This is a genomic window from Acinetobacter sp. SM34, from assembly GCF_022012365.1.
Classification (GTDB): domain Bacteria; phylum Pseudomonadota; class Gammaproteobacteria; order Pseudomonadales; family Moraxellaceae; genus Acinetobacter.
The window spans coordinates 105,947-128,866 of sequence record NZ_JAKLTP010000010.1 but is presented as its reverse complement, the minus strand read 5'-3'; the positions used below and the strand labels follow the sequence as shown (position 1 = coordinate 128,866).

Below are 22,920 nucleotides of genomic sequence, written 5' to 3'. Positions count from 1 at the left end.
TCTCGGCTGTTATTGCATTACAGCATTAGTCTTTAAAGTTGTTAAACTGCAAAGGCACACCAAATTGCTGTTCTTTTAAAAATGCCATCACTTGTTGCAAAGTATCGCGCTTTTTATCAGTTACACGAATTTTGTCGCCTTGAATTGAAGACTGCACTTTAATGCTGCTTTCTTTAATGGCTTTATTAATTTTTTTTGCAGTATCAGAGTCAAGGCCATCTTTAAGCTTGACCACCTGAATCACATTTTTGCCAGAAGCGGTCATTTTCTGTGGATCAAGCGCCTGAATATCGACTTTACGTTTAAAGAAATGATTTTCCAGCATGCTATAGACTTGTTCACATTGGAAATCACTTTCAGTACTGATTTTGATTTCTTTGTTTTTTTCATTGAGTTCAATAGAAACGTCTTGTCCGCGGAAGTCAAAACGGGTTGCAATTTCTTTTTGCGTGTTTTGAACAGCATGATTTACTTCAAAAATTTCTAATTCAGATACAATATCGAAAGAAGGCATGGTTTAGACCTTTACAAAGGGAAAGAATATCTGAGATGCTAGGGATGTTTTCTTCATTTGCCAAGTGTTGTTTACATCAAAGGAGTGCACAATGATCCGTAAACAAGAAATTACAACATTTGAGTTCCCAGAAAATGCAGTTATCTGGGATGTTCGTGATACAAAAGCCTTTGCTGAAGGTCATGTTAAAGGTGCTGTAAATCAGCCCATTGATGGCTTGAGTGCAAACAGCTTAACTCAGGTGGAGTCGGATCAGCCTATTTACATTTTATGCGGTGGTGGTAGTAAAGCTCCACGTGCAGCTGAGAAGTTAGAGGGTCTGGATAGCTCACGTGAATATGTCATTCTGATGGGCGGTACTCGCGCTGCTCGTGATGCAGGCATGCCACTAGAACAAGATGCATAATCATCTTGTGAAAAAAGCGCCGAAAGGCGCTTTTTTATTGGTAAATAGAAAGTTTCCTCTTCTTAATCTTCTCCTAGAGAGGGAATTTCTCTTTTTAAAGACCAAGGAAGAATTAAAGATTAGGCTTAAAATAAGGCTTCTTCGCTTTCACTTTCTTTTCAAAGCGTCTGGCACTGAGTTTTTTCAGTAAAGTCGATGAAATTGGACAAGCTTCGCCCAACACCAGAGCGGCCAAAACTTCACTGCACAGCGGCGCAAATAAAAATCCTTTCGAACCCAGACCCGTCAATGTATAGATCTGCTGATCATCTTTCACCTGACCTACGACAGGAAAGTAATCCTGAGTTTGTGCACGTACTGAAGCACGGCCTTGCCAGCTGTCCACGGGTGCTAAAGTTTTGCCATATTCAGGAAAGACACTGTGGATAAGTTCTTGGTTATGCACATGATCTTCTAGTAGCACTTCATCATCATCACGGTTGGGATAAAATGACGCCCCTAAAATAAGATGATTTGCATCTAGCTGCATGCAATAGCCGCCATAACTATAGGCCTGTTTATAGTCTAAAGGCTGTGCAGAATTGTTGACCCAACTGACTTGACCACGAATAGGCTTTAGTACTGGAAAATGCTCAAAGAAATTTTGGCTTTGTCGTGCAGCACAAACCATCACATGATCAAATTCACCCAATAGTTGCTGTGTAGCATCGAATAGATTCACCAAATTCGCCTGTTTAATTTCGGTGACTTCTACCTGCTGATATTGGATTAAAGGATGTTTGAGAATTTGCTCAGCTAATTGATGCGGCGAAACAGCACCGGCCTGTAATAAATTGAGACTGGGCGATTCAGTGCTTAGAATACTGTCTGTGGCGGATTCCGCTTGAAGAATGCCTTTAGGATATTGCTGTGCAAGACCGAGCAATTCATCGGCATTTTTCAGCGCGAATTGGCTCACCTGAATCGGGCGGAAAGCTTTAAAGATTGCATAATGATTTAAGGCATGCTGCCAGGCCAGAGTCATGAGATGATCGGCACTTTGTTCAACAATCGAACACAGTTTGGGATTCAGTAATGCCAGTGGATTGCCAGAGCCGCCGGAAAGAGGCGCTGTCTGGTCATAAATGGTGACGTAATGGCCACGCTGTGCAAATGCCCAGGCACAGCTTAAACCTGCGATTCCTGCGCCAATAATCGCAATCTGACGCTGTTTAAAAACTGTAGCGGTTAGTTCGGTTTCTTTTTGAGTTAAAGCTGAATTTTCTGAAGTATTTAGATCATCTTCGGGCGCATTCCAGATGGCTTTGAGCATTTCACGCTTATGCTTAAAACCGCGCGGACGTGCAATAGAAATACCGTGATTTTTTAGGCCGCGTTTCAGTACGCCGGCCACACTGAATGAAGAAAATGTCGTCCCTATATCCGATAAACGCACAATATTGTTGAGAACGTTTTCTTCCCACATATCCGGGTTACAAGATGGGGCAAAGCCATCTAAAAACCATGCGTTGACTGCTGCCGTTTTTTCCACGACGGGAAAGACATCATGTGCATCCCCCAGCCATAAATCCAGGCTAAAACGCTCATCAGGGAAAGACAATCGGTGACAACCCGCAATCGGCAAAGGGTATTGGGCAATCAACTGTTCAGCTAAGGGTTTGAGTTCCGGCCATGCATTGAGGGCACGTATCAGGTCATCTTTGCTTAGGGGGAATTTTTCCACAGAAATGGCATGTAGATGGCTATGATTGTCTGGGCGAACCTGTTGCCAAAGCTGCCACAGGGCCAGAATATTTAAGCCTGTACCAAAACCGGTTTCACCGACACAGAAATATTCGAAGTCACTCAGCTTTGCCAGACGGGTAGATAAATCGTTGCCATTTAGAAACACATGCCGTGTTTCAAGCAAGCCATTATCCTTAGAGAAATAAACGTCTCCGAACTGTTTGGAAACGGGAACATCAATTCCTTCCACCTGTTGCCAATCCAGATCGGCAGTTTGAATGCGGCTAGACAAAACCTAAATTACCTTTAAAAGAATCAGTAAGAACGCAATAAACTCAATACAGCAGTCAGTACCACAATTACCACTGACGACGACGTTTGGTGTACACATAACTTGCAATCAGGAAGCCCAGCAATACACCAACCGCAATCGTTGCTGCACCGTATAAAAACATTTGTGCGCTACGCTCGCTTTGCAATACTTGCACCTGAACACCCAAACTGTCATTTTTCAATTGCAGTTCCTGGTTCTGCGACAAGGCATCTAAATTGGCTTTTTCCAGTTGCTGTAAACGTGTGGCTTGATCTTTAACTAGTGCTTTTACTTTGGCATCTTGAACTGCTTTATTTTTTGCAAGTTGCTCTGCGGTTAGAGGTTTGGCTTCCTGGGGTAAACCATTGACATCCAGATTGGCAGCAGGAACAGTACCCGGTTTATTTGCAGCTAAAGTTTGTGGCTTTTGGGTCTGTGCAGATGGTGTTGCAGTCGTTGCTTGAGCAGCAGGGGCTACAGCAGGTGTCGGAGCAGGAGCAGATTCTACTGCCCAAGCTGTTGAACAGATTAAAGAGAAACCCAATAAGCTTGAAACTACAACACGCATGATTTTATCCTTGAGGGAAAGCTTTATTAAAAGGTTTCACATCAATATGACCATATACGCCTTCTTTTAAGAAAGGCTCATCTTGTAGCCATGCATCCAGTGCTTCGCGGGTCTCAAAGTCAACAATAATCGTGCTGCCATAAAAACCTGCTTGTGGATTGCCTGGATCTTTAGGCATCGCACCTGCCACAATTAAACGACCCTCATCATTTAATTTTTGCAGACGTTCCAAATGTTGTGGACGTGTAGCTAGACGTTTTTCGACTGTACCTTCGTTATCAGTACAAGTTACCACGAATAAAGGCATATTCTTTCTCGATCAGTTGACCTGAATTAGGCTTCAGGCGACTTAAAATGTTTGCGCAAGACAATAAACTGAATAATGATAAAGGAAAACATCACAATCATGTCACCAAATGCGGTAAATTCGCCCCAATATTTTCCATGGGCAAATATAAATGCGAAGAAAACATGCAAGAACGACATGAACGCAAACATTCCAGCCCATGCGAAGTTTAAATTTTTCCAGCCTTTAGCCGTTAAATTGAAAATGGGGCCAAATAAACGCTGAATCAACGGATTTTTATCTTTGGTAAAATAAGGCGAAAGCAGGAAAGCACCGGCAAAGACCAGATTCAACAGTGCGGCTTTTAAACGGATATAAAAATCATCGCTCAGCATTAAGGTGATACCACCAAAAATGACAGTCATAAACAGCACGATCCATTGCTGTTTTTCTAAACGGAATTTCTGGCTGATAAATAGAATGCCATACACCACCAGCATTGAGAGGATCAGACCCGCGGTAGCCACCAAAATGTTGTTATTATCAATACCTCCTGCCGAACCGATCAAATGTAATAGCGGATGCTCGGTATCCTTTGGATCAACAGTTTTATATAAATAAAAGAAAATAATGAGTGGCACAAAGTCTAAAAGTGCTTTCATGTTAGAGTATCTAAATCTGATCAAATAAATGACATAGTATAAGTTATGCAAGGCGTAGATTTACATACACATAGTAATATTTCTGATGGAACTTTGTCTCCAGAACAACTTGTGCATGCAGCCATAGAAAAAGGCATTCATACCCTTGCGCTGACGGATCACGATAGCATGGATGGCTTAAAATTAGCTGAAAAAGTTGCATTAGATTTACCGCTAAAGATTATTTCTGGCGTGGAAATTTCCAGCCAATGGTCACGTCCGGCAACCAAGAAAAACTATGCTGTACATGTAGTTGCGCTGAATATGCAAAATCCGCAACCTTTGCTGGCCTTATTGGAACAACAAAAACAGATTCGGGCGATTCGCGCCAGACAGATCTGCGATTTGTTGATTCCGTTGATTGGTGAAGATATTTATGCCGATGTGATTGCCAAAGTGGAGGGTGTTGCAGACAGGATTACCCGAACGCATATTGCCAAAACTTTGGTAGAAAAAGGTTATGTGAGCCGTCCACAACAGGCCTTCGATAAATATATTAAAGAAGGCAAAAAAGCCTATGTAAAATTTGATGGCTTGGGTTTAGAGGAAACCATTCAGGTGATTCATCAAAGTGCTGGATTTGCTGTCTTGGCTCATCCTACCCGTTATGACCTGTCTGCCACCAATATCCGCTACCTGATCGAAATTTTTGCCAAGTTTGGTGGAGATGCCATAGAACTTCCACCTGCTATAGAACCGGCTTCAACCCGTCAAATGGTCGACCGTATGATTGAACAGTTTGGTCTTAAAGTTTCTGTGGGCAGCGATTTTCATGGGGACAATATGCCGTGGATCAAGCTGGGCAATATTCCGCGCGTTAAAGAAGGACAGGTAGGGATTTGGGAGGGTTTTGTTTGACCTCTCCCTTGCGAAGTGGCACTTCTCATCTCCTAGAAGGAGAGGAGATATCCATTATTAAAATTTAGAAAGGATAAAAGCTCCTTCTCCCTCTGGGATGATGAATATATTCCGCAAGGGGATGAGGGTCTAAAGCAGATTATTATCTTGTGCCTGAATAGGTGGCGGGGTCGGCTTACCTAAGGTGCTCAATAATTCAATCTCGATGGTGCGTACCAATGAATCTAGCGGCAGGTCATTGCTTTGGGTACCAAACGGTTCTTCGATTTCTGAACTTAAAGCATCCAGACCCAGAAAAGTATAAGCCAAAATACCGACCATTAAAGGCGTCGCCAAACCCAAGGTTGAACCCAGGCTAAACGGTAGCATAAAACAGAAAAAATACACGGTACGATTCAGCAGCACCGAATAGGCAAAAGGCAAAGGGGTAGTGGCAATACGGTCACAACCGGTTTGAACCCGACTCAGTTCAGCCACATGCTGGTTCATTTGAGTATAAATAATGTCGGAAATTTCACCTTCTTTCAGCGCCTGCATCAATTCCCATTGAATCAAGCTCAAGGTGTATTGCGGTGCATTGGCCTGTTGGTAAAGCTGGGTTAAAGCCTGTGGGCTCATGCCGCTGGTTTCCACCAAAGCTAGGGGATTGGCCGTTTGATGACGTAAACGATCACGCAATACATTGGCAAACACAATGACATGCTGGATGATCCGTTCACGGCGTCCTTGACTGAACATGCGGCAGTCACGGTCAAAATGCCGGGCATTGGCAATCAGCATGCCCCAAAGTTTACGTGCTTCCCACCAGCGATCATAACAGGCGGTATTTTTAAAACCGAGAAAAATGGACAGCACTACCCCAATTAAGGTGAAGCCCACCAAGGGAAGTTCCGGAAAATGAAAATAACCAATATAAGACAGTCCGCCAATCACTGCGGAGATCAGCATAACCACACCTAAAGGCGGCAAAACCTTGGGCAGAATCGTTCCACGCCAGGAAAAGAGCAGCTTGAATATGCTAGGTTGATCACGAACAATCATGTTATTAGTATCAGCAAAATTTTTGTTGATCTTCAATGTTAGTCGGGCTGTTGTCAATATTTGTTACAATTATTTGTGCAGCTTAAATCAGTCCCAGTTCAGCCAATGAGCAGGATCCTTCCGGCGATACAATACAATGATCAATCAGCTTGATTTCCAATAATTGACAGGCCGTTAAAATGCGCTGGGTAAGTTCAATATCGGTATTGGATGGCTGTGGCATACCCAAAGGATGATTATGCGCAATCACGATGCTACTGGCATGTTGATTGATGGCATGACGAAGCAATTGATTTGTAGAAATTTCACACGAATTAAGTGAACCATAGAACATTTTTTTAAAGCTTATTTTTCTTAAATGCGGATCGAGGCAAAGTACGGCAAAAACTTCCTGCTTTTCACCCAGTAATTCAAATTTCAAAAAATCCAGCAAGGTTTTTGAATTATTCAGTTCAATTTTCTCCTGCTGCAAATGTGCTGAAATATAGCGCCGCCCCAACTCCTTAACCGCAATCAGTTGGGCATATTTGCTGGCACCGATACCATGGAACTGGCTTAAATCCTGAAGATCGGCATCAAAAATAGGATTAAGCCCGCCAAAATGCTGCAATAACATTCGTGAAAGTTCTACGGCAGAATGTTGCTTAGAGCCGGAGCGTAAAAAGATGGCCAGCAGTTCTGCATCTGACAGGCTAGCTGCGCCTTGTTGAATCAGCCTTTCGCGTGGACGTTCCTGTTCAGGCCAGTGTTTGATCGATAAATTCATTGTTTTTAGACTTTTTTATTATTAGTGAGGGGTATTACCCCGAGTCGCTGACTTGGGTATGACTTTATTTAATGCTATTGTGAGCGCCACTGCAACAGAAAGGTAGCCTGTTCGTGAGCTTCGATTTGAGTGTGATTCCAAATAAAAACATTGTTTTAGCGGTAACTGGTGGTATTGCGGCATATAAAAGTGCCATTTTGGTCCGTCGTTTAAAAGATGCAGGCTTTAATGTCCGTGTAGTGATGACTCATGGAGCACAGGCTTTTATTACTCCGTTGACCTTTCAGGCCCTGTCGGGAAATCCGGTGCATACTGAATTGCTTAATCCGGAAGCTGAAGCAGGCATGGGGCATATTGAATTGGCGCGTTGGGCCGATTTATTGCTGGTTGCGCCAGCAAGTTGTGACACTCTGGCGAAATTTGCTAACGGTTTGGCCGATGATCTGTTAAGTACCCTATATCTGGCGACCAAGTCACCGGTTTGGGTAGCACCTGCGATGAATCAGCAAATGTGGGCAGCCAAAGCGACGCAGCGCAATTTGAATACCTTGGTGGAAGATGGCGTGCATGTGATTATGCCGGATGCTGGTTCACAGGCCTGTGGTGATATTGGTTTAGGGCGTATGCCTGCACCGGAAGATTTAGCACGACAAGTGACTGAATATTTCCACAAGGCACAGCGTGCGATTGCCGAAAAATTTGGCATGCTGGCGGGTAAACATGTGGTGATTACCGCAGGTCCCACCCGTGAAGCGATTGATCCGGTCCGTTATATTTCAAACCACAGTACTGGCAAGATGGGCTTTGCTTTAGCCGCTGCCTGCTATGCAGCCGGTGCCAAAGTAACCCTGATTGCAGGCCCGGTAAGTTTAGACACGCCGAATGGTGTGCGCCGTATCAATGTGTCATCTGCGGTAAAAATGCTGGAAACCAGTATGCAGATGCTGGATGAAGGTTGCGATATCTTTATTGCAACGGCTGCAGTGGCAGATTATCGCGTAGCAGAAGTGGCCGAGCATAAGATCAAGAAAGCTGGTGATGAGCTGAATGTGGCTTTAATTAAAAACCCGGATATTGTGGCGACCATCGCCCAGCAACAAAAACGTCCCTTTATGGTTGGATTTGCTGCAGAAACCCAGAATGTTGAAGAATATGCAGCAGGAAAACTGGTGGCTAAAAAACTGGATATGATTGCCTGCAATGATGTATCACGGCCTGATATTGGTTTTGCCTCTGATGAAAATGCCATGATTGTGTTCTTTGCCGAGCAGTATCAAATGCAGAAGCGTGATCTGGAAAAAGCCTCAAAACAGGAAATTGCCCAGCAGCTGGTGGAAGCGATTCATGATGCCTTGCAACACGAAATAGAGCCGGTTTAAATAAAGCTGAAGTTATTCATTAAAATGCAACGAGTCCGTTGCATTTTTTATAGGATTTACACTATGTTTAATGCTTAAAACACAAATGTTCAGAACAATTTAAACCGCAATAATAACCACAGTTTTTAAATGGATCTTTCACAGGACATCCTCAACATGATCAAAAAAACTTTATCCGCAGTAATATTTTCCATTGCTTTATCGTCCAGCAGCCTGAGTTTTGCACACGGTGCTCTTGAACATAATATGCAAACCCTCGCTAAAAACTTTAAAGCTTTTAATAAGGCCAAAAATCAGCAAGATGCACTGCAAGCGCTGGATAATATGAAAACTGCAGCCTTAGACTCTAAAAAAGTGGACTTAAAAACCAACGATGCGAAAGCACCAAGCTCAGATGCTTTGTTTGATCAATTAGTGGTCGAGATTGATAAGACCAGAACATTGGTGCAGGCAGGTAAATTGGATCAAGCTAAACTGGAAGGCAAAAAAATTGCTGCGGTGAAAGATCAGGGCCATGCTATTTATAATCATCAATGATTTTATGCATATTCGTCGTTTAAGGCGATGAATACTAAGCATTAGATTAAGCCAGTTATTGCTTCTTTTTCATTCAGTGCTTGTTATATGGAACTGTGCAAGACTGGCTTCTGCTAGCGATATAAAAAGCTAAAAATCAAGATTCAAAAAAATGCCAGCCTATTTTTGAATAGACTGGCATTGTTGCTCATAAGGACGCTTGCAATCAATTTGAAGCCAGATCACCCTGATTTTCTTTCAAATATTCTTCAGTACGCTGCATCGCTTCCTGAATATTGATTAACGCTGTTTCCACATCTTTTAAAGTTTTGGCATTGCCACCACTTAAGGCCTGGCGCCATTTACGCGCACCCGGCAAGTTCTGGAACAACCCTAAAATATGACGGGTAATAATGGAAAGTGGGGCACCTTCTTCCATACGTTTGGCAATATAGGGCATCATTTGCGCCATAATATCAAAGCGGTCAGGCGCTTGCAGATTCCACAGTTGTCCAAGCTCAGCTAACAGGTAAGGGTTGTGATAAGCCTCGCGGCCAATCATCACGCCATCGACATGTTTTAAGTGCTCTTGCGTTTCAGCCAAGGTCTTTACTCCACCGTTAATTTCAATCAGCAGGTTCGGACGCTCCTGTTTTAAACGGTAGACATCTTCATAACGCAAAGGCGGAACATCGCGGTTTTCTTTAGGCGATAAACCCTGTAACAAGGCAATACGCGCATGCACGATAAAGTTGTCACAACCGGTTTTGGCCACGGTATCGACAAAATGCAGCATTTCTTCATAAGACTGCATGTCATCAATGCCAATCCGGTGTTTGACCGTCACAGGAATATCGACCGCATTGCGCATTTCAGCAATACATTCAGCAACCAGGTCAGGCTCTGCCATCAAACATGCGCCAATTTTGTTATTTTGCACCCGGTCACTTGGGCAGCCCACATTCAGGTTGACTTCATCATAGCCCCAGTCTTGTGCCATTTTAGTACAGGTCGCAAGATCTTTCGGATTTGAGCCACCCAGTTGCAGTACAATCGGGTGTTCTTCGTTGTTATAGTCCAAATGGCGTTCTGCACCGCCAAAGAGAATGGCACCGGTAGTGACCATTTCGGTATATAGAATGGCATTTGGATTAAACAGGCGGGCAAAAAAACGGTAGTCACGAGTGGTCCAATCCATCATCGGCGCGACCGAAATGCGAGGTTGTAAAGATTGGAGAGCAGTCATGGCGTAAACCTGAAATGATGAAAAACCGGAGCGCGAATTATACGTGCTTTCTGCTCAAAGCAACAACACAGGATCGGGAACTAAAAAATAAGTGATATTTTAGTATATTGATTATTCAGTAAAAAGTGACTGTGTAACCACTTCTTTATATTGTAAATATTATAAAAATGAGTATGTTTAATTAGAAGAATAATAAAGTATGAGAATTTAAAATGATGCTTTTGGAAGAAATCTTTAAAAGTAAAAAGGCCGAGCATTCTGATTATTTAAACCTAAGAATTCATCGTGGCTTAAGCTGGCTGAAAAAATCGCTAGAATTAGATAGCGACCTTGATCTTAAATTCATGAGTCTGTGGATTTCATTCAATGCCATTTATGCGCAGGATGCCGCGCTGAATCAAGATAAACAGGCCTTGCGACAGTTCCTGTATTTAATCTGCCAGAAAGATCAGGAACATAAAATCTATCATATTCTTTGGGATAAATTTAGCCATCCCATCCGCCTGCTGTTAGAAAATCCCTATGTGTATCAGGGTTTCTGGGATTATCAAAATCAGAAAATCAGCCAGTGCAGCTGGAAAGAAGATTTTGAACAGGAAAAGAAGAAAGTCCATAAAGCCTTACAGGAAAAAGCCTCGGTAGATATTTTATTTGTGGTTTTTAATCGTCTTTATACCTTGCGTAATCAAATGATTCATGGCGGTGCCACCTATAATAGCTCGGTCAATCGTCGGCAATTGCAGGATGCCTGTAATATTTTGGCGGCATTGTTACCTATGTTCATGCTTATACTTCTGGAAAATGCCAAAACGCTGGATTTGGGCAAACCGTTTTATCCCGTGGTGCAAGTATCCTAAGACTAATGATTTGCAATAAGCCCCCAAGATAAAAGGCTGTTTCAAGAGCAGCTTTTTATGAAAGAGAAGCTTTGCGAGCGTGATAACGCATATCCAGAAATGCAAAAAAGACCGCACAGAACACCAGGCTCAATCCTGCAATACAGGTCATGTTCCATCCGCCATGATGCCATGAATAAACGCCAAGTGCCGAACCACAAGCTCCACCAATAAAATAAGCGGTCATGTAGATGGAATTAATTCGGGATTTTGCCTCTGGATGCAAGCGGAAAATAATACTTTGATTGCTGGTATGCACCACGGTCAAACCCAGGCTGATAATGCCGTAACCCACAACATAGCCCCATAAAGCCTGCCCGCCAATATAGAAAAACAGCCAGCTGATCATCAGCAGTGACAGACCGATCCATGTCAGTGCGAGGGTATGGCCACGATCGGCAATCTTGCCAATTTTAGTGGTCGATAATGCCCCAAACACACCAATTAAAGTCACTACACCGACCAGTACATCGGATAAATGAAACGGCTCGGAACTGAGTAAAACGGCAATAGTGGAAAACAGGGTACTCATGGCTGCAAAAATAAAAGCGCCAATCAGGGAGCGTAAACCCAAGCGCGGTTCCTGTTTTAGTAAAACCGCCATAGATTTAAAAATTTTGGCATAACTCATGTTTAAGGTCGGAATATGGGGAAGCCTGCTTTTAAGCAGGAAAGCCAAGAGCAGCATCAACAGTGCACTGACCACATAAATGAGTTTCCAGTGAAATAAATTCGAGAGCAAGCCGGCCAGACTGGTAGAGAGCAGCAGACCGACTAACAGCCCGCTCATTAGAAATCCGACCACTTCACCGGTTTTTTCCGGTTTGACTGCCATGGTGGCTAAGGGAATCAGGACCTGTGCAGCAACAGAAAACAAGCCTGCGATAATGGTTCCCAGCCAAAGCATCGGCAGGTTGACGGCAAAGGCACAGAGCAATAAACCAAGGGCGGCCAAAAACATCAATAGCGGAATGAATTTGGTTTTATTGACGATGTCACCTACCGGCACAATAAACAGCAGCCCAAGGGCATAAGACACCTGGGCAAAAGTAACGGTTAAGGCCACTTGTGATTCAGCCACATGAAAATCTTGCTGAATGGAATGGATTAAAGGCTGGCAGTAATAGTTGGCTCCCGCACATAGACCACAGGCCATGGCCATCAGCCAAAGCAAAGATTTATCTTGGCTGATGTCGAAAGAAGTCTTCATAACAGTCCTTGTTTTATTTCAGGCAGGCGAAGCTTGCTCGGATTGCAATGTACATGCAGAGTATAGCAAGCACATTAATCTGAAGGCACAAATCTTTGGAAAAGCAGTCTTTCGCTGGCTTGTTTAGGGCTATTTTGCCAGCCGTAGTTTTAGGCCTGACTGGCTTGAATTTGGGAATGATAAAAAATTAATGCGAGAATTTCTTTTTCGATAGGGTAATCATCATCACCCCAATAATATTGAGCACGCAGCCCAGCCATTGAATGGCATTTAAATGCTCACCTAGAAAAATGGTGGCCAAGATAATGGTCAGAATCGGGCCAATCGAAGCAATCATGGCAGACTGTGCAGCACCCAGCCGGGCAATACTCTGTGCCATCAGTACCGTCGGTAAAACCGTTACCAGAAGGCCTAAGGCAATGCCGTACCAAATTACACTGACGGGGAGTTGGGTGAGTAACAGCAAAGGCTGCGGCGTGGCAATCATGTAATGGGTTAGGGTGCCTATACAGGCAATACTCAGTGCCAAACCGGTAAAATTCCATGAACCAAAACGTTGAATCAGTCGTGGAGTAAGCAATAAGTACCCGGCAAAACATACCGCACTGGCAAAGACCAGACTGACCCCAAGCCAGAAATGGCCTTCATGCGCGACGTTGCTTTGTTCCTGCAACATCACAATGATCGTACCGCCGTAACTTAAGGCGATGGCTAGCATACTTTTCAGACTAAGTTTCTGCTTATAAATGGCACTGGAAGCCAGAACCGTTAGGGTGGGATAGAGAAATAAAATAATCCGTTCCAGTGAGGCACTGATATACATCAGACCGACAAAATCCAGCCAGCTTGAAAAGTAGTACCCCATCAGCCCTGCAACAACCAATAGCCCCCAGTCTTTCGCTGCCAGCTCTTTATTATGATGACGGTTGAACCAGCACAGCATTAAAAAAAACGGTAAGGCACTGGCCATGCGCAAAGCCATCAGCACCGTGCCATCGACCAAGGGTGACAATGCATAAGTTTGCTTAATAAAAATGGCTTTGGTACTAAACAGGAACGCAGCACCAATCGCAAATAATGAACCTAATTGTATTTGGCTTAGAGTCGGTTTCATTTTACCTGCTTGATTAGGGCTTCTGATCTGAAGAAGATCGAGACAAAGTTGAATTATAAAGTTTTTAAGCCCCGAGGTTAAATGCAAAAAGATGCGAATTATAATTCCAATTTGGAATGATTGATGCTTAGAGCTATTTTCTAGAGGTTACTGACAGCTGGCTTGGCTTCTCTGGAAAGTGAGTTTTTTGTCTAAATTTTATTCAAACGCGTTTATTTAGAAACCTTATCTTACTATGCCTATTCTTTTAAAATTAATAAAAACAAGAAGATGAGTATAAAAAATAAATTTTTGCACTAAATTTGTGCAAAACATGTTGAATTGAGACAAATCCAGCGTAAAACATCATCAAGCGAAATGGCTGTAAAATTTTTTTTAATTTATTTTTTTAATTGCCTTAGACTTAGGGCGAATAAGCATTAAATAACAAAAAAACATAAAAATAAGGAAAATCAGCATTTTTTCTGATATGCCGCTCCAGACTTGATTTAGGCAAAACAAGATAGGCAATCGCTGATTTTTTAAGGGAACAAGCCCATTCAAAATGTCATCCTGGCTAATAGAGAGGGAGAAAATTATTTAAATTTAATCAGTCGATAAGTAAATCAAGCAACTTTCTGGGTACTTATTTAAATTCTGATTAAAGGAAGAATGTCAGAAAGATCAATTTTGTGGGACAAGCCGGCTGGAAATGATGAACGGAAAGGTCAAGATAAAGATTAATGGCTTTTTCAGGCTGGCATTTAAAGTCATGAAGACGAGCTAAAATGAAAGTAAAACCGACGAATCCTATATGAAACTATTATTTTTATGAATCATCAGTTCAAAATATGGGTATTTATTAAATAAATATTGGGTGGTAATTTAAAAAAGTTCAATTAGAATCCAAAAATTCAACAAAAATGCATCTAGGGGGAAACATTGCTCACCGCAATGTTTACTTAAGAAAAATTAGCTTGAGGAACGCTCATGCAGATCGGAATCCCAACTGAAACTGTTGCCGGTGAAAGTCGTGTGGCTGCAACGCCAGAAACAGTAAAGAAGTTGATCAGTGCTGGTCATACTGTAGTCATTGAACGTAGAGCGGGTGTAAAAGCCGCTTATATTGACAGTGCATATGAACAGGTCGGTGCCAAAATTACGGATGATGCCTATACCGGCAGTCAGATTATTTTGAAAGTTCGTGCGCCTAAAGGGGACGAAATTCAAAAGCTTGCTCCAAATACTGCAGTTATTGCGATGTTTGACCCATATCGCAACACTGAACTTGATCAGTTTGCATCACAGCAGGTTTCTGCATTTGCATTAGAGCTTTTACCCCGTACGCTTTCCCGTGCGCAAAACATGGACGTGTTGTCTTCTCAAGCTAACCTGGCCGGTTATAAATCGGTACTTTTGGCAGCAGCAGAATATCAACGCATGTTCCCAATGCTGATGACTGCAGCCGGTACGGTAAAACCAGCCCGTGTTGTGATTATGGGTGTGGGTGTTGCGGGTCTACAAGCGATTGCAACAGCGAAACGTTTAGGTGCTGTGGTAGAAGCAACCGATTTACGTCCAACTGCGCGTGATCAAGTGGAATCGCTTGGCGGTAAGTGGCTAGACGTGCCGATGTCGGATGAAGAAAAACAGAAAGCGGCGGATGCTGCTAAAAACGGTTATGGATGGATGCCAGGTGAGCAATACATCAAAGACCAGGCAGCGATTGTCGATAAAGCCGTTTCCAATGCTGACATCGTGATTACCACTGCACTTTTACCGGGCCGTGATGCACCGCGTTTAATTCGTGCTGAAACGGTTGCCAAAATGAAACCGGGTTCAATCATCCTGGATATGGCAGTTGAATCTGGCGGTAACGTGGAAGGCTCAAAATGTGGCGAAAATGTCGTGACTGATAATGGCGTGACCATTTTAGGTATTCCAAATATCCCGGCAACCGTTGCGACTGAAGCTTCGGCACTTTATGCGCGTAACGTCTTTAATTTCCTCGAGACACTGTTTGATGCAGAGAAAAACTTTGCCATCAATACGGAAGAAGAAATTCAAAAAGCCCTTCTAGTAACTCATGGCGGTCAAGTGCTGCTGAAGCGTGGTTAAGGAGAGAGATCATGGTTGAAACGATTACAATTTTCGTCCTTGCCATCTTCGTAGGTTACTACGTGGTTTGGGGCGTTACCCCTGCATTACATACGCCATTGATGGCTGTAACCAATGCTTTGTCATCTATTATTGTGGTGGGTGCGATGTTACAGACTGTTGGCATCCCGGGTTTGGTTGAAGCCAATGTGCAATTCCAAAGCATCAACGTGGTCAGTATTTTGGGTGCAGTCGCAGTATTCCTGGCAAGTATCAATATTTTTGGTGGCTTCGCCGTGACTGCACGTATGCTTGAAATGTTCAAGCCAAAGCAAAAGAAAAAAGAGGGCTAAGACATGGAATTCATTCGAGAATATGCGGATTGGTTCTACCTGGTTGGTGCCGTTCTTTTTATCTTAACCTTACGTGGTTTGTCTGGTCCTAAAACAGCGATTCAAGGTAACCGTTACGGTATGGTTGCAATGGCAATTGCCGTGATCACCACTTTCTTCGTTGCAGATCATCCTGTGGTCTGGATGATTGGCGGTGCGATGGTGCTGGGTGCAATTGTCGGTATTGCCCGTGCACGTACGGTTCCGATGACTCAAATGCCAGAAACTGTTGCATTAATGCACTCACTGGTGGGTTTGGCTGCGGTACTGATTGCCATTGCTGCGATTCTGCATAACAACCAGCTCACTGCGTTATTTGCACAAAATGAAGCGGTATTAACGGCGGCTGGCGTACAGCATGCACATATGAGCAGCGTACATTTATTTGAATTGTTCGTGGGTTGCTTCGTGGGTGCAATCACATTTACAGCCTCTGTATTTGCTTACGGTAAACTGGCGGCGAAGAAATGGGCAAAAACCATTTCGGGTGCATGGGTTAAACCGGTACAGGCGATTATCTTCCTGGCAATGCTCGGTTGTGGTATCAACTTCTTCTTAACAGGCGACATGACTTCGTTCTGGGCAATGACAGCACTTGCACTTGCATTTGGCTGGGTATGGATTGCACCGGTCGGTGGCGGTGATATGCCAGTTGTGGTATCACTGTTGAACTCATTCTCTGGCTGGGCAGCAGCAGGTATTGGTTTCACTTTAGAAAACAATATGTTGATTGTTGCTGGTTCACTGGTTGGTTCTTCAGGTGCGATTCTGTCTTACATCATGTGTAAAGCCATGAACCGTTCAATCATCAATGTCTTGTTTGGTGGTGCAATGGGCGGTACGGCAGTTGCTTCTGGTGACAAGGGCGAACAGGTTCAGCGTAATCACCGTTCTGGTTCGGCAGATGATGCAGGCTTCTTGATGTCTAATGCAGACAGCGTTGTGATTGTACCGGGTTATGGTATGGCACAAGGCCGTGCACAAAATGCCGTGAAAGAATTGTGTGAAATCCTGAAAGAACAAGGCGTGAAAGTACGCTTTGCGATTCACCCGGTTGCAGGCCGTATGCCAGGTCACATGAACGTATTGCTTGCGGAAGCTGATGTGGCTTATGAAGACATCCTGGAAATGGATGAAATCAACTCAGACTTCCCGGCAACTGATGTGGTACTGGTGATTGGTGCAAACGACGTCGTCAACCCGGCAGCGAAAGATGATCCAAGTTCACCAATTTATGGCATGCCGATTTTGGAAGCGCATAAAGCACGTACCATTATGGTGATCAAGCGTTCGATGGCAACCGGTTATGCGGGTCTGGACAATGACTTGTTCTATAATGAAAAAACCATGATGATCTTCGGTGATGCCAAGAAAGTTGTGGAAGACATGACTAAAGCCATTAACGGCGGCGGTCACTAAATCCACGCTTCAAAAGTCCCTCTTTCATAAAGAGGGATTTAGGGAGATTAAAACCACCTTCGGGTGGTTTTTTAATTCTAGAATATATGACTTTTCAACAATTAAATTGAAGAACAGAGCAGTGCACATTTTTATAAGGCTATGGTCTCTTGTTTTTTTTGGTGCTGCCTGATCAAGCGATATTGCAAAAATGCTTTATAAAATGGCAATTAACTGTTTATTTCTAAATGGGTATTGCTGATGAGGGATATTTTTAGAAAATAAGTTGTGTTAAGACCGGCATTTGCCGGCCTTTTTAAATAAAAAGATAAATCTCGATAATCTGGCATTTCTTTTGCATTTTTGTGATTCAGTTTTAGGGGGACTGTTCATGAAAATAATAAAGTATCTAGTATTGCTGTTATGTGTATGTTCACTGCCGGCATTTGCAAGTGAAACCGCGACAAACACAGCCAATATTCAGGAAATACGCTTATCACTCGACAGCGTATGGGTAGTGATGGGCGGTATATTGGTGTTCTTTATGCAGGCCGGTTTTGCACTGATCGAAAGTGGTTCGGTACGCAGCAAAAATACAGTGAATGTACTGATGAAAAACTATATGGATGCTTGTCTGGGGGGATTGGTGTTCTGGTTGGTAGGTTTTGGTTTGATGTTTGGGGTCAATGCTTCAGGCTGGATCGGAACCAGTCATTTTGCACCCAATGTCATGGATGGTTGGCATTGGAATCTATTGTTCTTTCAAATGATGTTTGCAGCAACAGCAACCACCATTGCCAGCGGAGCCATGGCTGAGCGCATTCACTTTGTTGCTTATATTGTCAGTGCCACCGTAGTCAGCGGCCTGATTTATCCAATCTTTGGTAGCTGGGTATGGGGCAGTATTTTTGATGGCTCAGGCTGGCTAAAAGCTTTAGGTTTCATTGACTTCGCCGGTTCAACCGTGGTGCATTCTATTGGTGGCTGGGTCGCTCTGGCTGGAATTATTGTATTGGGGCCACGTTTGGGGCGCTTTGGACGTAATGGACAAAGTCACCATTTGGCCGCACATAATCTACCTTTGGTGGCCTTGGGCGGTTTTATCCTCTGGCTGGCATGGTTTGGTTTTAATGCTGCATCCACCGTGAATGCCAATGTCAGTATTGGCCGCATTGCCCTCAATACCCATTTGGCTGCCTGTGCGGGAGCGGTGGCTTATATGCTGTATGCCCTGATTCGTGGTAAAGCAATTTTAATGCAGACCACCATTAATGCCTCATTGGGTGGTCTGGTCGGTATTACCGCAGGTTGTGCCACCATGTCACCACTATTTGCCGTAATTACCGGCCTTGTTGCAGGTTTGCTGGTGAGTGTGCTGCCAAGTCTGATGGAAAAACTCAAACTGGACGATGTGGTTGATGCCGTGACGGTACATGGTTTTTGCGGGGCATGGGGAACGCTGGCAGCAGGTTTGTTCTTTGAAACAGATATGTTTAATTCACAAATTGTCTCGATTCAGCTTTTGGGCATAGGCGCTGCATTTGCATGGGGCTTTGGGGTTGCATTGATCGTTTTTAAAATTCTGGACAAATTGCTGGGTGGGTTGCGTGTGAGTAAGCAACATGAACAACGTGGCCTGGATTATACCGAACATGCGGAACTGTCTTATCCCGAATTTCAGCGTGATGTGACTTTTGAAACAGATGATATTACCAAACGCCACTAAACCAACAAGGGGAGTTTCGCTATGCCAAATGAATTACTCACTGTGATGCAAAAGAAACAGGCGATTGAACGCGGTTTAAGTCATTATCTGCAAGGGACTGTATTGGAACGGGTATTGAATTATTGGGAACAGGAGTACGGAGACAAACCTTCATTTGTCCTCAACCGTTTTATGAATGACATTTGCAATACCGATGAATTGCGTGTTCAGCGCAAAGAAATGCTGAAGCAGGTGTTATGTGAAATGTCGGCGGTTGAGAAACAGGTGTTGCTGGATACCCAGCCAAAAGTGCAAACGGAGGTGCCGATTTCAGCCGATTTTGCCGATGCTTTTTTTGATTTGATTAATGGAGTGCTACAGACAGTAGCTAGAGCTGATCTGAATGATTTTAATGTGGAAGTCAAAAATCATGTTCAAGCCCTGGGCATTGCCATTCAGCAATCCGCGAATCTGAATGATGCTGCTTTTGCAGAATGTTTACCGCTCACCAGTTATGCTCAGGTGATAACCGCATCATATGAATGCTATTGTGAATTCTATGGTCCAAGCAAGGCTGATCAGGTTTATGCACGGGTGAAAATGGACATCAAGAGCAAATATCCGTCCGTGGATTTACATCATTTATTATAGTTGGCAGCAATCTTGATCGAATGGATGTTCAGTCTTAAGCCTAGGCTGGGCATCCCAAAAATAGCAGCACTAAAAAAGCGACCTGAAGGTCGCTTTTTTAGTTTAAATTTTTAAGCTACTGATTCTGGAGTCACGCGCCATAAGCTTTCAAGGTCGTAAAATTTACGCGCTGTTGGAAGCATGACATGAACCACCACAAAACCAAGATCGATTAAAATCCATTCAGCATCACGTTCGCCTTCAACGCCGATAGGGCGGAAACCCGCTTTACGTGCTTCTTCAGCAACGTTATCTGCGAGGGCTTTAATGTGACGGGTTGATGTACCGCTAGCAATAACCATGGCATCTGCCACATTGCTGATTGCGCTGACATCAAGTTCTAAAATATCTTTTGCTTTTACATCTAATAGGGCTTCATGTACAACTTTTAAGCAAGCTTGTACATCTTTAGCATGAGCATTCATTGCGTGTTCGAGAGAATTAGAAGCGCTGGGCGATGGTTCTAAATTCATAAAGGGTTTAATTTCCGGACAATATCTCATCGTGTAATATAGCGGTTTTGGTGCCGAATTTCAAATCAGTTCATAATTTAACTTTGCGGATGTTTTGCAAAATATTTATCTTTCCATGCAAAAGAATGGTTTGAATGCGCCTGTGGACGGTATTCTGCCGCAGTAAAACCGTTATAAGTGCTTTGATTTAACCACTGAAAAATTTCTGCATATTGAATTTGTGCCGTATCGGGCTGATGTCGTCCGGGACAGTCTGCAAATTGGATATGTCCAATATCCTGAATATTTTCCTTTAAGCCTTGCAGTACATCTTCACCCATCATCGCCATGTGATAGCAGTCATATTGCATTTTCAGCGCAGGGTGTTGTACCGCTTCCAGCATCTCCTGGGCTTGGGCAATATTCTGCACCAAAAAGCGTGGCATATCGGTGCTGTTAATCATTTCAAACACCGGTTGGATGTTATGTGCAGCAAGCATGGAACAAGCCAGTTTTAAATTTTTTGCTAGGGTATTTAAGCAAGGCAACAAGTCTGCATCTAGCGGTTGCTTGCCGGCCAGAATATTCACACTGGGTACATTCAGTGCTGTGGCGTATTGAATTGCCTGTTCCAGGGCATGATGAAACTCGATTTCTTGACCCGGTACGCCAGCCAGACCATTGCCACCTTGCATCAGGTCACCTGCAGGCACATTAATCAGGCATAAGCTCAGGTCGTGCAGGGTCAATTGGGTCTGAATCTGTTCAATGCTGAGTTCATAGGGAAACTGAATTTCTACATGCTGAAAACCATGAGCCTGCGCCAGAGCAAAGCGCTCAAGCAAAGGCACTTCAGTAAAAATCATCGATAAATTTACCGCTAGCTTAATCATGCTTTTACTCCTTGCTCGCTAAAAAATGTTCTGCTCAAGATTCAACAAGTTGAATGACCGTCGCCAGATCAGCTTCAGCATAGCCTTTATTTTGATGAGTTTTCAATTGTGAAAGTGCCTGTTTTGCTACAGGAATATTTAAATTGAACTGTTCAGCCAGCTGTACGGCATTATTTAAGTCTTTGGACAGGGTTTGAACTTTCCATTGCACCGGTTCAAAAGTATGCGTGGCCATACGCGGGGTTAAAATCTGAAACGGTTTGGAGTCGGCAAAACCACCGGCAAGCGCTGGAGCCAGCAGGGTTGTATCCACCCCAGCTTGTCCAGCTAAAGCCACCGCTTCAGCAATAAGAGTACTGTTGGCTGCCACAATTAGCTGGTTGCAAATTTTGGTGGCTTGTCCGGTGCCCGTTTCACCCATACGGGTCACACGTTGCGAAAGTACATTATAAATCAGTGATAAATCCTGGATGGTTTGCCTGTCCCCACCGGCAAAGATCACTAGTGTGCCCTGTTCGGCACCTGCCGTGCCACCGGAAACAGGGGAGTCAATCCACTGGACTTGACGAGTTTGAGCCTGCTCTGCCAAAACTTTGGTTTTATCCACAGACAGGCTGGAGAAATCCACAATCACTTGTCCGGCCTGTAAATTGCTCTGAATCTGGTCATAAACCGCTTGTACGGCAGCATCATCGGCCAGACAGGTCAGAATCACCGGATATTGTCCAATATTCTGCAAGTCCAGGGCTGTGGCGCCCATATCAATCAGCACGTCACAGGCGGATGCCGTTCTGTTCCATACAGCCACTTCAAAACCGGCTTGAATCAGCCGAGTTGCCATTCGGCTTCCCATGAGACCCATGCCTAAGAATGCAATTTTTGTATTACGATCAAAACTCATGTGTTTTTCTCTGAACGATCCTGTTATGGCCCTATTTTACTTATATTGACGCGGTAAAAACTGAACTTCAGGGTTCTTGTCTTTTTTACGAGCCAATTTACTGTTTTTACCTAACAGTAATTTCAGCTGCCAGATTTTCTCCAGACGTAACGATTTCTTCGGTTCATGTTCCATGGCATCCAGTACGCGTTTGGCTGCAGCAAGTGCATCTGGAGAACGTTGCAGCATTTCTTCTGCTATGGCTTGTGCTTTAGTTACAGGAGAGGCATCGAGATGAGTCACCAAACCAATTTCTTTGGCATAGTTGGCATCAAAAATACGACCGGTCAAGGTCAGTTCTTTGGCCAGATCAACACTGATAATACCTTTAATGGAACGGGTCAGCCCCATGTCCGGCACCAATCCCCAGCGGCTTTCCATAATCGACATTTTGGTGTCCGGATGGGCAATACGAATATCGGCTGCCAGAGCCAACTGCATGCCGGCACCCAGACAATAACCTTCGATTGCTGCAATGACCGGTACAGGCAGTTCCTGCCAGATTAAAAAGGCTTTCTGGAACAGGCTTTGTCCCGGTTTGATTAGTTCCCAAGCCGCGTAAGCGGTATTTTTCGGCGCATTTAAATCGGCTAGATCAATTCCGGCACTAAACACATGCGCTTCGCCAGTTAAAATGACACAACGAATTGAGCGGTCTTTTTTGATCTGCTTGGCGGCATTCACCAGTTCACGTAACAAAGCAAAGCTCATGGCATTGCGTTTTTCTGGACGGTTTAAAGAGACGGTTGCGATGCCATTGTTTTTTTCTATGCGAAGTAACGCCATGAGATAGACCTGTATTTTTATATGGTTTTGAGCATAACATGGACATTTC

Annotated in this window: 24 protein-coding genes; 10 read left to right on the top strand and 14 right to left on the bottom strand. The window is 43.8% G+C overall.

Translation table 11 applies throughout. The features are described from left to right. Positions 1-25: 25 nt before the first annotated feature. Positions 26-514, bottom strand: a complete 489-nt coding sequence (locus LZZ98_RS10135) for a YajQ family cyclic di-GMP-binding protein (protein ID WP_237787743.1) — start codon at positions 512-514, stop codon at positions 26-28. Positions 515-605: 91 nt separating this feature from the next. Between LZZ98_RS10135 and LZZ98_RS10130 the strand changes: the two genes are divergently transcribed. Next, positions 606-920 carry a rhodanese-like domain-containing protein gene (locus LZZ98_RS10130; RefSeq protein ID WP_237787742.1) on the top strand — a complete coding sequence of 105 codons (315 nt, stop codon included), beginning with the start codon at positions 606-608 and terminating at the stop codon, positions 918-920. A 112-nt stretch (positions 921-1,032) separates the two neighbouring features. On the opposite strand, the gene mnmC is transcribed toward LZZ98_RS10130, so the two are convergent. The 4 genes from mnmC to LZZ98_RS10110 form a co-directional block, all read right to left on the bottom strand. Continuing rightward, complete coding sequence (gene mnmC / locus LZZ98_RS10125; protein ID WP_237787741.1) at positions 1,033-2,937, bottom strand: FAD-dependent 5-carboxymethylaminomethyl-2-thiouridine(34) oxidoreductase MnmC; 1,905 nt, start codon at positions 2,935-2,937, stop codon at positions 1,033-1,035. A gap of 67 nt (positions 2,938-3,004) precedes the next feature. Then, on the bottom strand, positions 3,005-3,526 hold the full coding sequence (locus tag LZZ98_RS10120) for a hypothetical protein (RefSeq protein ID WP_237787740.1): 522 nt from the start codon (positions 3,524-3,526) through the stop codon (positions 3,005-3,007). A gap of 4 nt (positions 3,527-3,530) precedes the next feature. Beyond that, positions 3,531-3,833 carry a YciI family protein gene (locus tag LZZ98_RS10115; protein WP_237787739.1) on the bottom strand — a complete coding sequence of 101 codons (303 nt, stop codon included), beginning with the start codon at positions 3,831-3,833 and terminating at the stop codon, positions 3,531-3,533. 26 nt (positions 3,834-3,859) lie between these two features. Further along, positions 3,860-4,474 (bottom strand): septation protein IspZ, encoded by a 615-nt coding sequence (locus tag LZZ98_RS10110; protein WP_086176838.1) that lies wholly within the window; start codon positions 4,472-4,474, stop codon positions 3,860-3,862. 45 nt (positions 4,475-4,519) lie between these two features. Here LZZ98_RS10110 and LZZ98_RS10105 point away from each other — a divergent pair, with 45 nt between their 5' ends. Continuing rightward, positions 4,520-5,371 (top strand): PHP domain-containing protein, encoded by an 852-nt coding sequence (locus LZZ98_RS10105; protein WP_237787738.1) that lies wholly within the window; start codon positions 4,520-4,522, stop codon positions 5,369-5,371. Between the two features lie 129 nt (positions 5,372-5,500). Here the strand turns inward: LZZ98_RS10105 and LZZ98_RS10100 are convergent, their stop codons facing one another. Continuing rightward, positions 5,501-6,412, bottom strand: a complete 912-nt coding sequence (locus LZZ98_RS10100; RefSeq protein WP_237787737.1) for a bestrophin family protein — start codon at positions 6,410-6,412, stop codon at positions 5,501-5,503. An 82-nt stretch (positions 6,413-6,494) separates the two neighbouring features. Next, positions 6,495-7,178, bottom strand: coding sequence for a RadC family protein (radC, locus tag LZZ98_RS10095; protein ID WP_237787736.1), 684 nt, complete (start codon positions 7,176-7,178; stop codon positions 6,495-6,497). 113 nt (positions 7,179-7,291) lie between these two features. On the opposite strand from radC, the gene coaBC reads away from it, so the two are divergent. Continuing rightward, positions 7,292-8,557 (top strand): bifunctional phosphopantothenoylcysteine decarboxylase/phosphopantothenate--cysteine ligase CoaBC, encoded by a 1,266-nt coding sequence (gene coaBC / locus LZZ98_RS10090; RefSeq protein WP_237787735.1) that lies wholly within the window; start codon positions 7,292-7,294, stop codon positions 8,555-8,557. Positions 8,558-8,713: 156 nt separating this feature from the next. After that, on the top strand, positions 8,714-9,094 hold the full coding sequence (locus LZZ98_RS10085) for a cytochrome b562 (RefSeq protein ID WP_237787734.1): 381 nt from the start codon (positions 8,714-8,716) through the stop codon (positions 9,092-9,094). Between the two features lie 205 nt (positions 9,095-9,299). Here LZZ98_RS10085 and dusA read toward each other — a convergent pair whose 3' ends face one another. Next, positions 9,300-10,319 carry a tRNA dihydrouridine(20/20a) synthase DusA gene (gene dusA, locus LZZ98_RS10080; RefSeq protein ID WP_237787733.1) on the bottom strand — a complete coding sequence of 340 codons (1,020 nt, stop codon included), beginning with the start codon at positions 10,317-10,319 and terminating at the stop codon, positions 9,300-9,302. 212 nt (positions 10,320-10,531) lie between these two features. Between dusA and LZZ98_RS10075 the strand changes: the two genes are divergently transcribed. Continuing rightward, complete coding sequence (locus LZZ98_RS10075) at positions 10,532-11,176, top strand: HEPN domain-containing protein (protein WP_237787732.1); 645 nt, start codon at positions 10,532-10,534, stop codon at positions 11,174-11,176. Between the two features lie 55 nt (positions 11,177-11,231). On the opposite strand, the gene LZZ98_RS10070 is transcribed toward LZZ98_RS10075, so the two are convergent. Both LZZ98_RS10070 and LZZ98_RS10065 read right to left on the bottom strand, forming a co-directional pair. Beyond that, entirely contained in the window at positions 11,232-12,425 is a 1,194-nt protein-coding gene (locus LZZ98_RS10070; protein WP_237787731.1) for an MFS transporter, read from the bottom strand. Positions 12,426-12,612: 187 nt separating this feature from the next. Next, positions 12,613-13,539, bottom strand: a complete 927-nt coding sequence (locus LZZ98_RS10065) for a DMT family transporter (protein WP_237787730.1) — start codon at positions 13,537-13,539, stop codon at positions 12,613-12,615. 969 nt (positions 13,540-14,508) lie between these two features. Here LZZ98_RS10065 and LZZ98_RS10060 point away from each other — a divergent pair. The 5 genes from LZZ98_RS10060 to LZZ98_RS10040 all read left to right on the top strand — a co-directional run bounded on the left by LZZ98_RS10060 (position 14,509) and on the right by LZZ98_RS10040 (position 19,761). Then, positions 14,509-15,636, top strand: coding sequence for a Re/Si-specific NAD(P)(+) transhydrogenase subunit alpha (locus LZZ98_RS10060; protein ID WP_237787729.1), 1,128 nt, complete (start codon positions 14,509-14,511; stop codon positions 15,634-15,636). Positions 15,637-15,647: 11 nt separating this feature from the next. Continuing rightward, the gene (locus tag LZZ98_RS10055; protein WP_086195869.1) at positions 15,648-15,968 is read left to right on the top strand and encodes a proton-translocating transhydrogenase family protein; all 321 of its coding nucleotides are present in this window, start codon (positions 15,648-15,650) and stop codon (positions 15,966-15,968) included. Between the two features lie 3 nt (positions 15,969-15,971). Continuing rightward, entirely contained in the window at positions 15,972-17,426 is a 1,455-nt protein-coding gene (locus tag LZZ98_RS10050) for an NAD(P)(+) transhydrogenase (Re/Si-specific) subunit beta (RefSeq protein WP_237787728.1), read from the top strand. 370 nt (positions 17,427-17,796) lie between these two features. Next, complete coding sequence (locus LZZ98_RS10045; protein WP_237787727.1) at positions 17,797-19,131, top strand: ammonium transporter; 1,335 nt, start codon at positions 17,797-17,799, stop codon at positions 19,129-19,131. Between the two features lie 21 nt (positions 19,132-19,152). Then, complete coding sequence (locus tag LZZ98_RS10040) at positions 19,153-19,761, top strand: hypothetical protein (RefSeq protein WP_237787726.1); 609 nt, start codon at positions 19,153-19,155, stop codon at positions 19,759-19,761. Between the two features lie 110 nt (positions 19,762-19,871). On the opposite strand, the gene rsfS is transcribed toward LZZ98_RS10040, so the two are convergent. The 4 genes from rsfS to LZZ98_RS10020 all read right to left on the bottom strand — a co-directional run bounded on the left by rsfS (position 19,872) and on the right by LZZ98_RS10020 (position 22,871). Then, positions 19,872-20,273, bottom strand: a complete 402-nt coding sequence (gene rsfS, locus LZZ98_RS10035; protein ID WP_237787725.1) for a ribosome silencing factor — start codon at positions 20,271-20,273, stop codon at positions 19,872-19,874. A gap of 77 nt (positions 20,274-20,350) precedes the next feature. Then, a complete protein-coding gene (locus LZZ98_RS10030) occupies positions 20,351-21,145 on the bottom strand; it encodes a hydroxypyruvate isomerase family protein (RefSeq protein ID WP_237787724.1) in 795 nt (264 codons plus the stop codon). A gap of 34 nt (positions 21,146-21,179) precedes the next feature. Beyond that, positions 21,180-22,046, bottom strand: coding sequence for an NAD(P)-dependent oxidoreductase (locus LZZ98_RS10025; protein WP_086174371.1), 867 nt, complete (start codon positions 22,044-22,046; stop codon positions 21,180-21,182). Positions 22,047-22,082: 36 nt separating this feature from the next. Further along, positions 22,083-22,871 carry a crotonase/enoyl-CoA hydratase family protein gene (locus LZZ98_RS10020; RefSeq protein ID WP_237787723.1) on the bottom strand — a complete coding sequence of 263 codons (789 nt, stop codon included), beginning with the start codon at positions 22,869-22,871 and terminating at the stop codon, positions 22,083-22,085. Between the last annotated feature and the right edge of the window lie 49 nt (positions 22,872-22,920).

What these genes read in the sequence shown, in the direction of transcription:
- LZZ98_RS10135 (WP_237787743.1), bottom strand. Translation starts at nt 514, where the DNA reads ATGCCTTCTTTCGATATTGTATCTGAATTAGAAATTTTTGAAGTAAAT.
- LZZ98_RS10130 (WP_237787742.1), top strand. Translation starts at nt 606, where the DNA reads ATGATCCGTAAACAAGAAATTACAACATTTGAGTTCCCAGAAAATGCA.
- LZZ98_RS10120 (WP_237787740.1), bottom strand. Translation starts at nt 3,526, where the DNA reads ATGCGTGTTGTAGTTTCAAGCTTATTGGGTTTCTCTTTAATCTGTTCA.
- LZZ98_RS10115 (WP_237787739.1), bottom strand. Translation starts at nt 3,833, where the DNA reads ATGCCTTTATTCGTGGTAACTTGTACTGATAACGAAGGTACAGTCGAA.
- LZZ98_RS10110 (WP_086176838.1), bottom strand. Translation starts at nt 4,474, where the DNA reads ATGAAAGCACTTTTAGACTTTGTGCCACTCATTATTTTCTTTTATTTA.
- LZZ98_RS10105 (WP_237787738.1), top strand. Translation starts at nt 4,520, where the DNA reads ATGCAAGGCGTAGATTTACATACACATAGTAATATTTCTGATGGAACT.
- LZZ98_RS10100 (WP_237787737.1), bottom strand. Translation starts at nt 6,412, where the DNA reads ATGATTGTTCGTGATCAACCTAGCATATTCAAGCTGCTCTTTTCCTGG.
- radC (WP_237787736.1), bottom strand. Translation starts at nt 7,178, where the DNA reads ATGAATTTATCGATCAAACACTGGCCTGAACAGGAACGTCCACGCGAA.
- LZZ98_RS10085 (WP_237787734.1), top strand. Translation starts at nt 8,714, where the DNA reads ATGATCAAAAAAACTTTATCCGCAGTAATATTTTCCATTGCTTTATCG.
- dusA (WP_237787733.1), bottom strand. Translation starts at nt 10,319, where the DNA reads ATGACTGCTCTCCAATCTTTACAACCTCGCATTTCGGTCGCGCCGATG.
- LZZ98_RS10075 (WP_237787732.1), top strand. Translation starts at nt 10,532, where the DNA reads ATGATGCTTTTGGAAGAAATCTTTAAAAGTAAAAAGGCCGAGCATTCT.
- LZZ98_RS10070 (WP_237787731.1), bottom strand. Translation starts at nt 12,425, where the DNA reads ATGAAGACTTCTTTCGACATCAGCCAAGATAAATCTTTGCTTTGGCTG.
- LZZ98_RS10065 (WP_237787730.1), bottom strand. Translation starts at nt 13,539, where the DNA reads ATGAAACCGACTCTAAGCCAAATACAATTAGGTTCATTATTTGCGATT.
- LZZ98_RS10060 (WP_237787729.1), top strand. Translation starts at nt 14,509, where the DNA reads ATGCAGATCGGAATCCCAACTGAAACTGTTGCCGGTGAAAGTCGTGTG.
- LZZ98_RS10055 (WP_086195869.1), top strand. Translation starts at nt 15,648, where the DNA reads ATGGTTGAAACGATTACAATTTTCGTCCTTGCCATCTTCGTAGGTTAC.
- LZZ98_RS10050 (WP_237787728.1), top strand. Translation starts at nt 15,972, where the DNA reads ATGGAATTCATTCGAGAATATGCGGATTGGTTCTACCTGGTTGGTGCC.
- LZZ98_RS10045 (WP_237787727.1), top strand. Translation starts at nt 17,797, where the DNA reads ATGAAAATAATAAAGTATCTAGTATTGCTGTTATGTGTATGTTCACTG.
- LZZ98_RS10040 (WP_237787726.1), top strand. Translation starts at nt 19,153, where the DNA reads ATGCCAAATGAATTACTCACTGTGATGCAAAAGAAACAGGCGATTGAA.
- rsfS (WP_237787725.1), bottom strand. Translation starts at nt 20,273, where the DNA reads ATGAATTTAGAACCATCGCCCAGCGCTTCTAATTCTCTCGAACACGCA.
- LZZ98_RS10030 (WP_237787724.1), bottom strand. Translation starts at nt 21,145, where the DNA reads ATGATTAAGCTAGCGGTAAATTTATCGATGATTTTTACTGAAGTGCCT.
- LZZ98_RS10025 (WP_086174371.1), bottom strand. Translation starts at nt 22,046, where the DNA reads ATGAGTTTTGATCGTAATACAAAAATTGCATTCTTAGGCATGGGTCTC.
- LZZ98_RS10020 (WP_237787723.1), bottom strand. Translation starts at nt 22,871, where the DNA reads ATGGCGTTACTTCGCATAGAAAAAAACAATGGCATCGCAACCGTCTCT.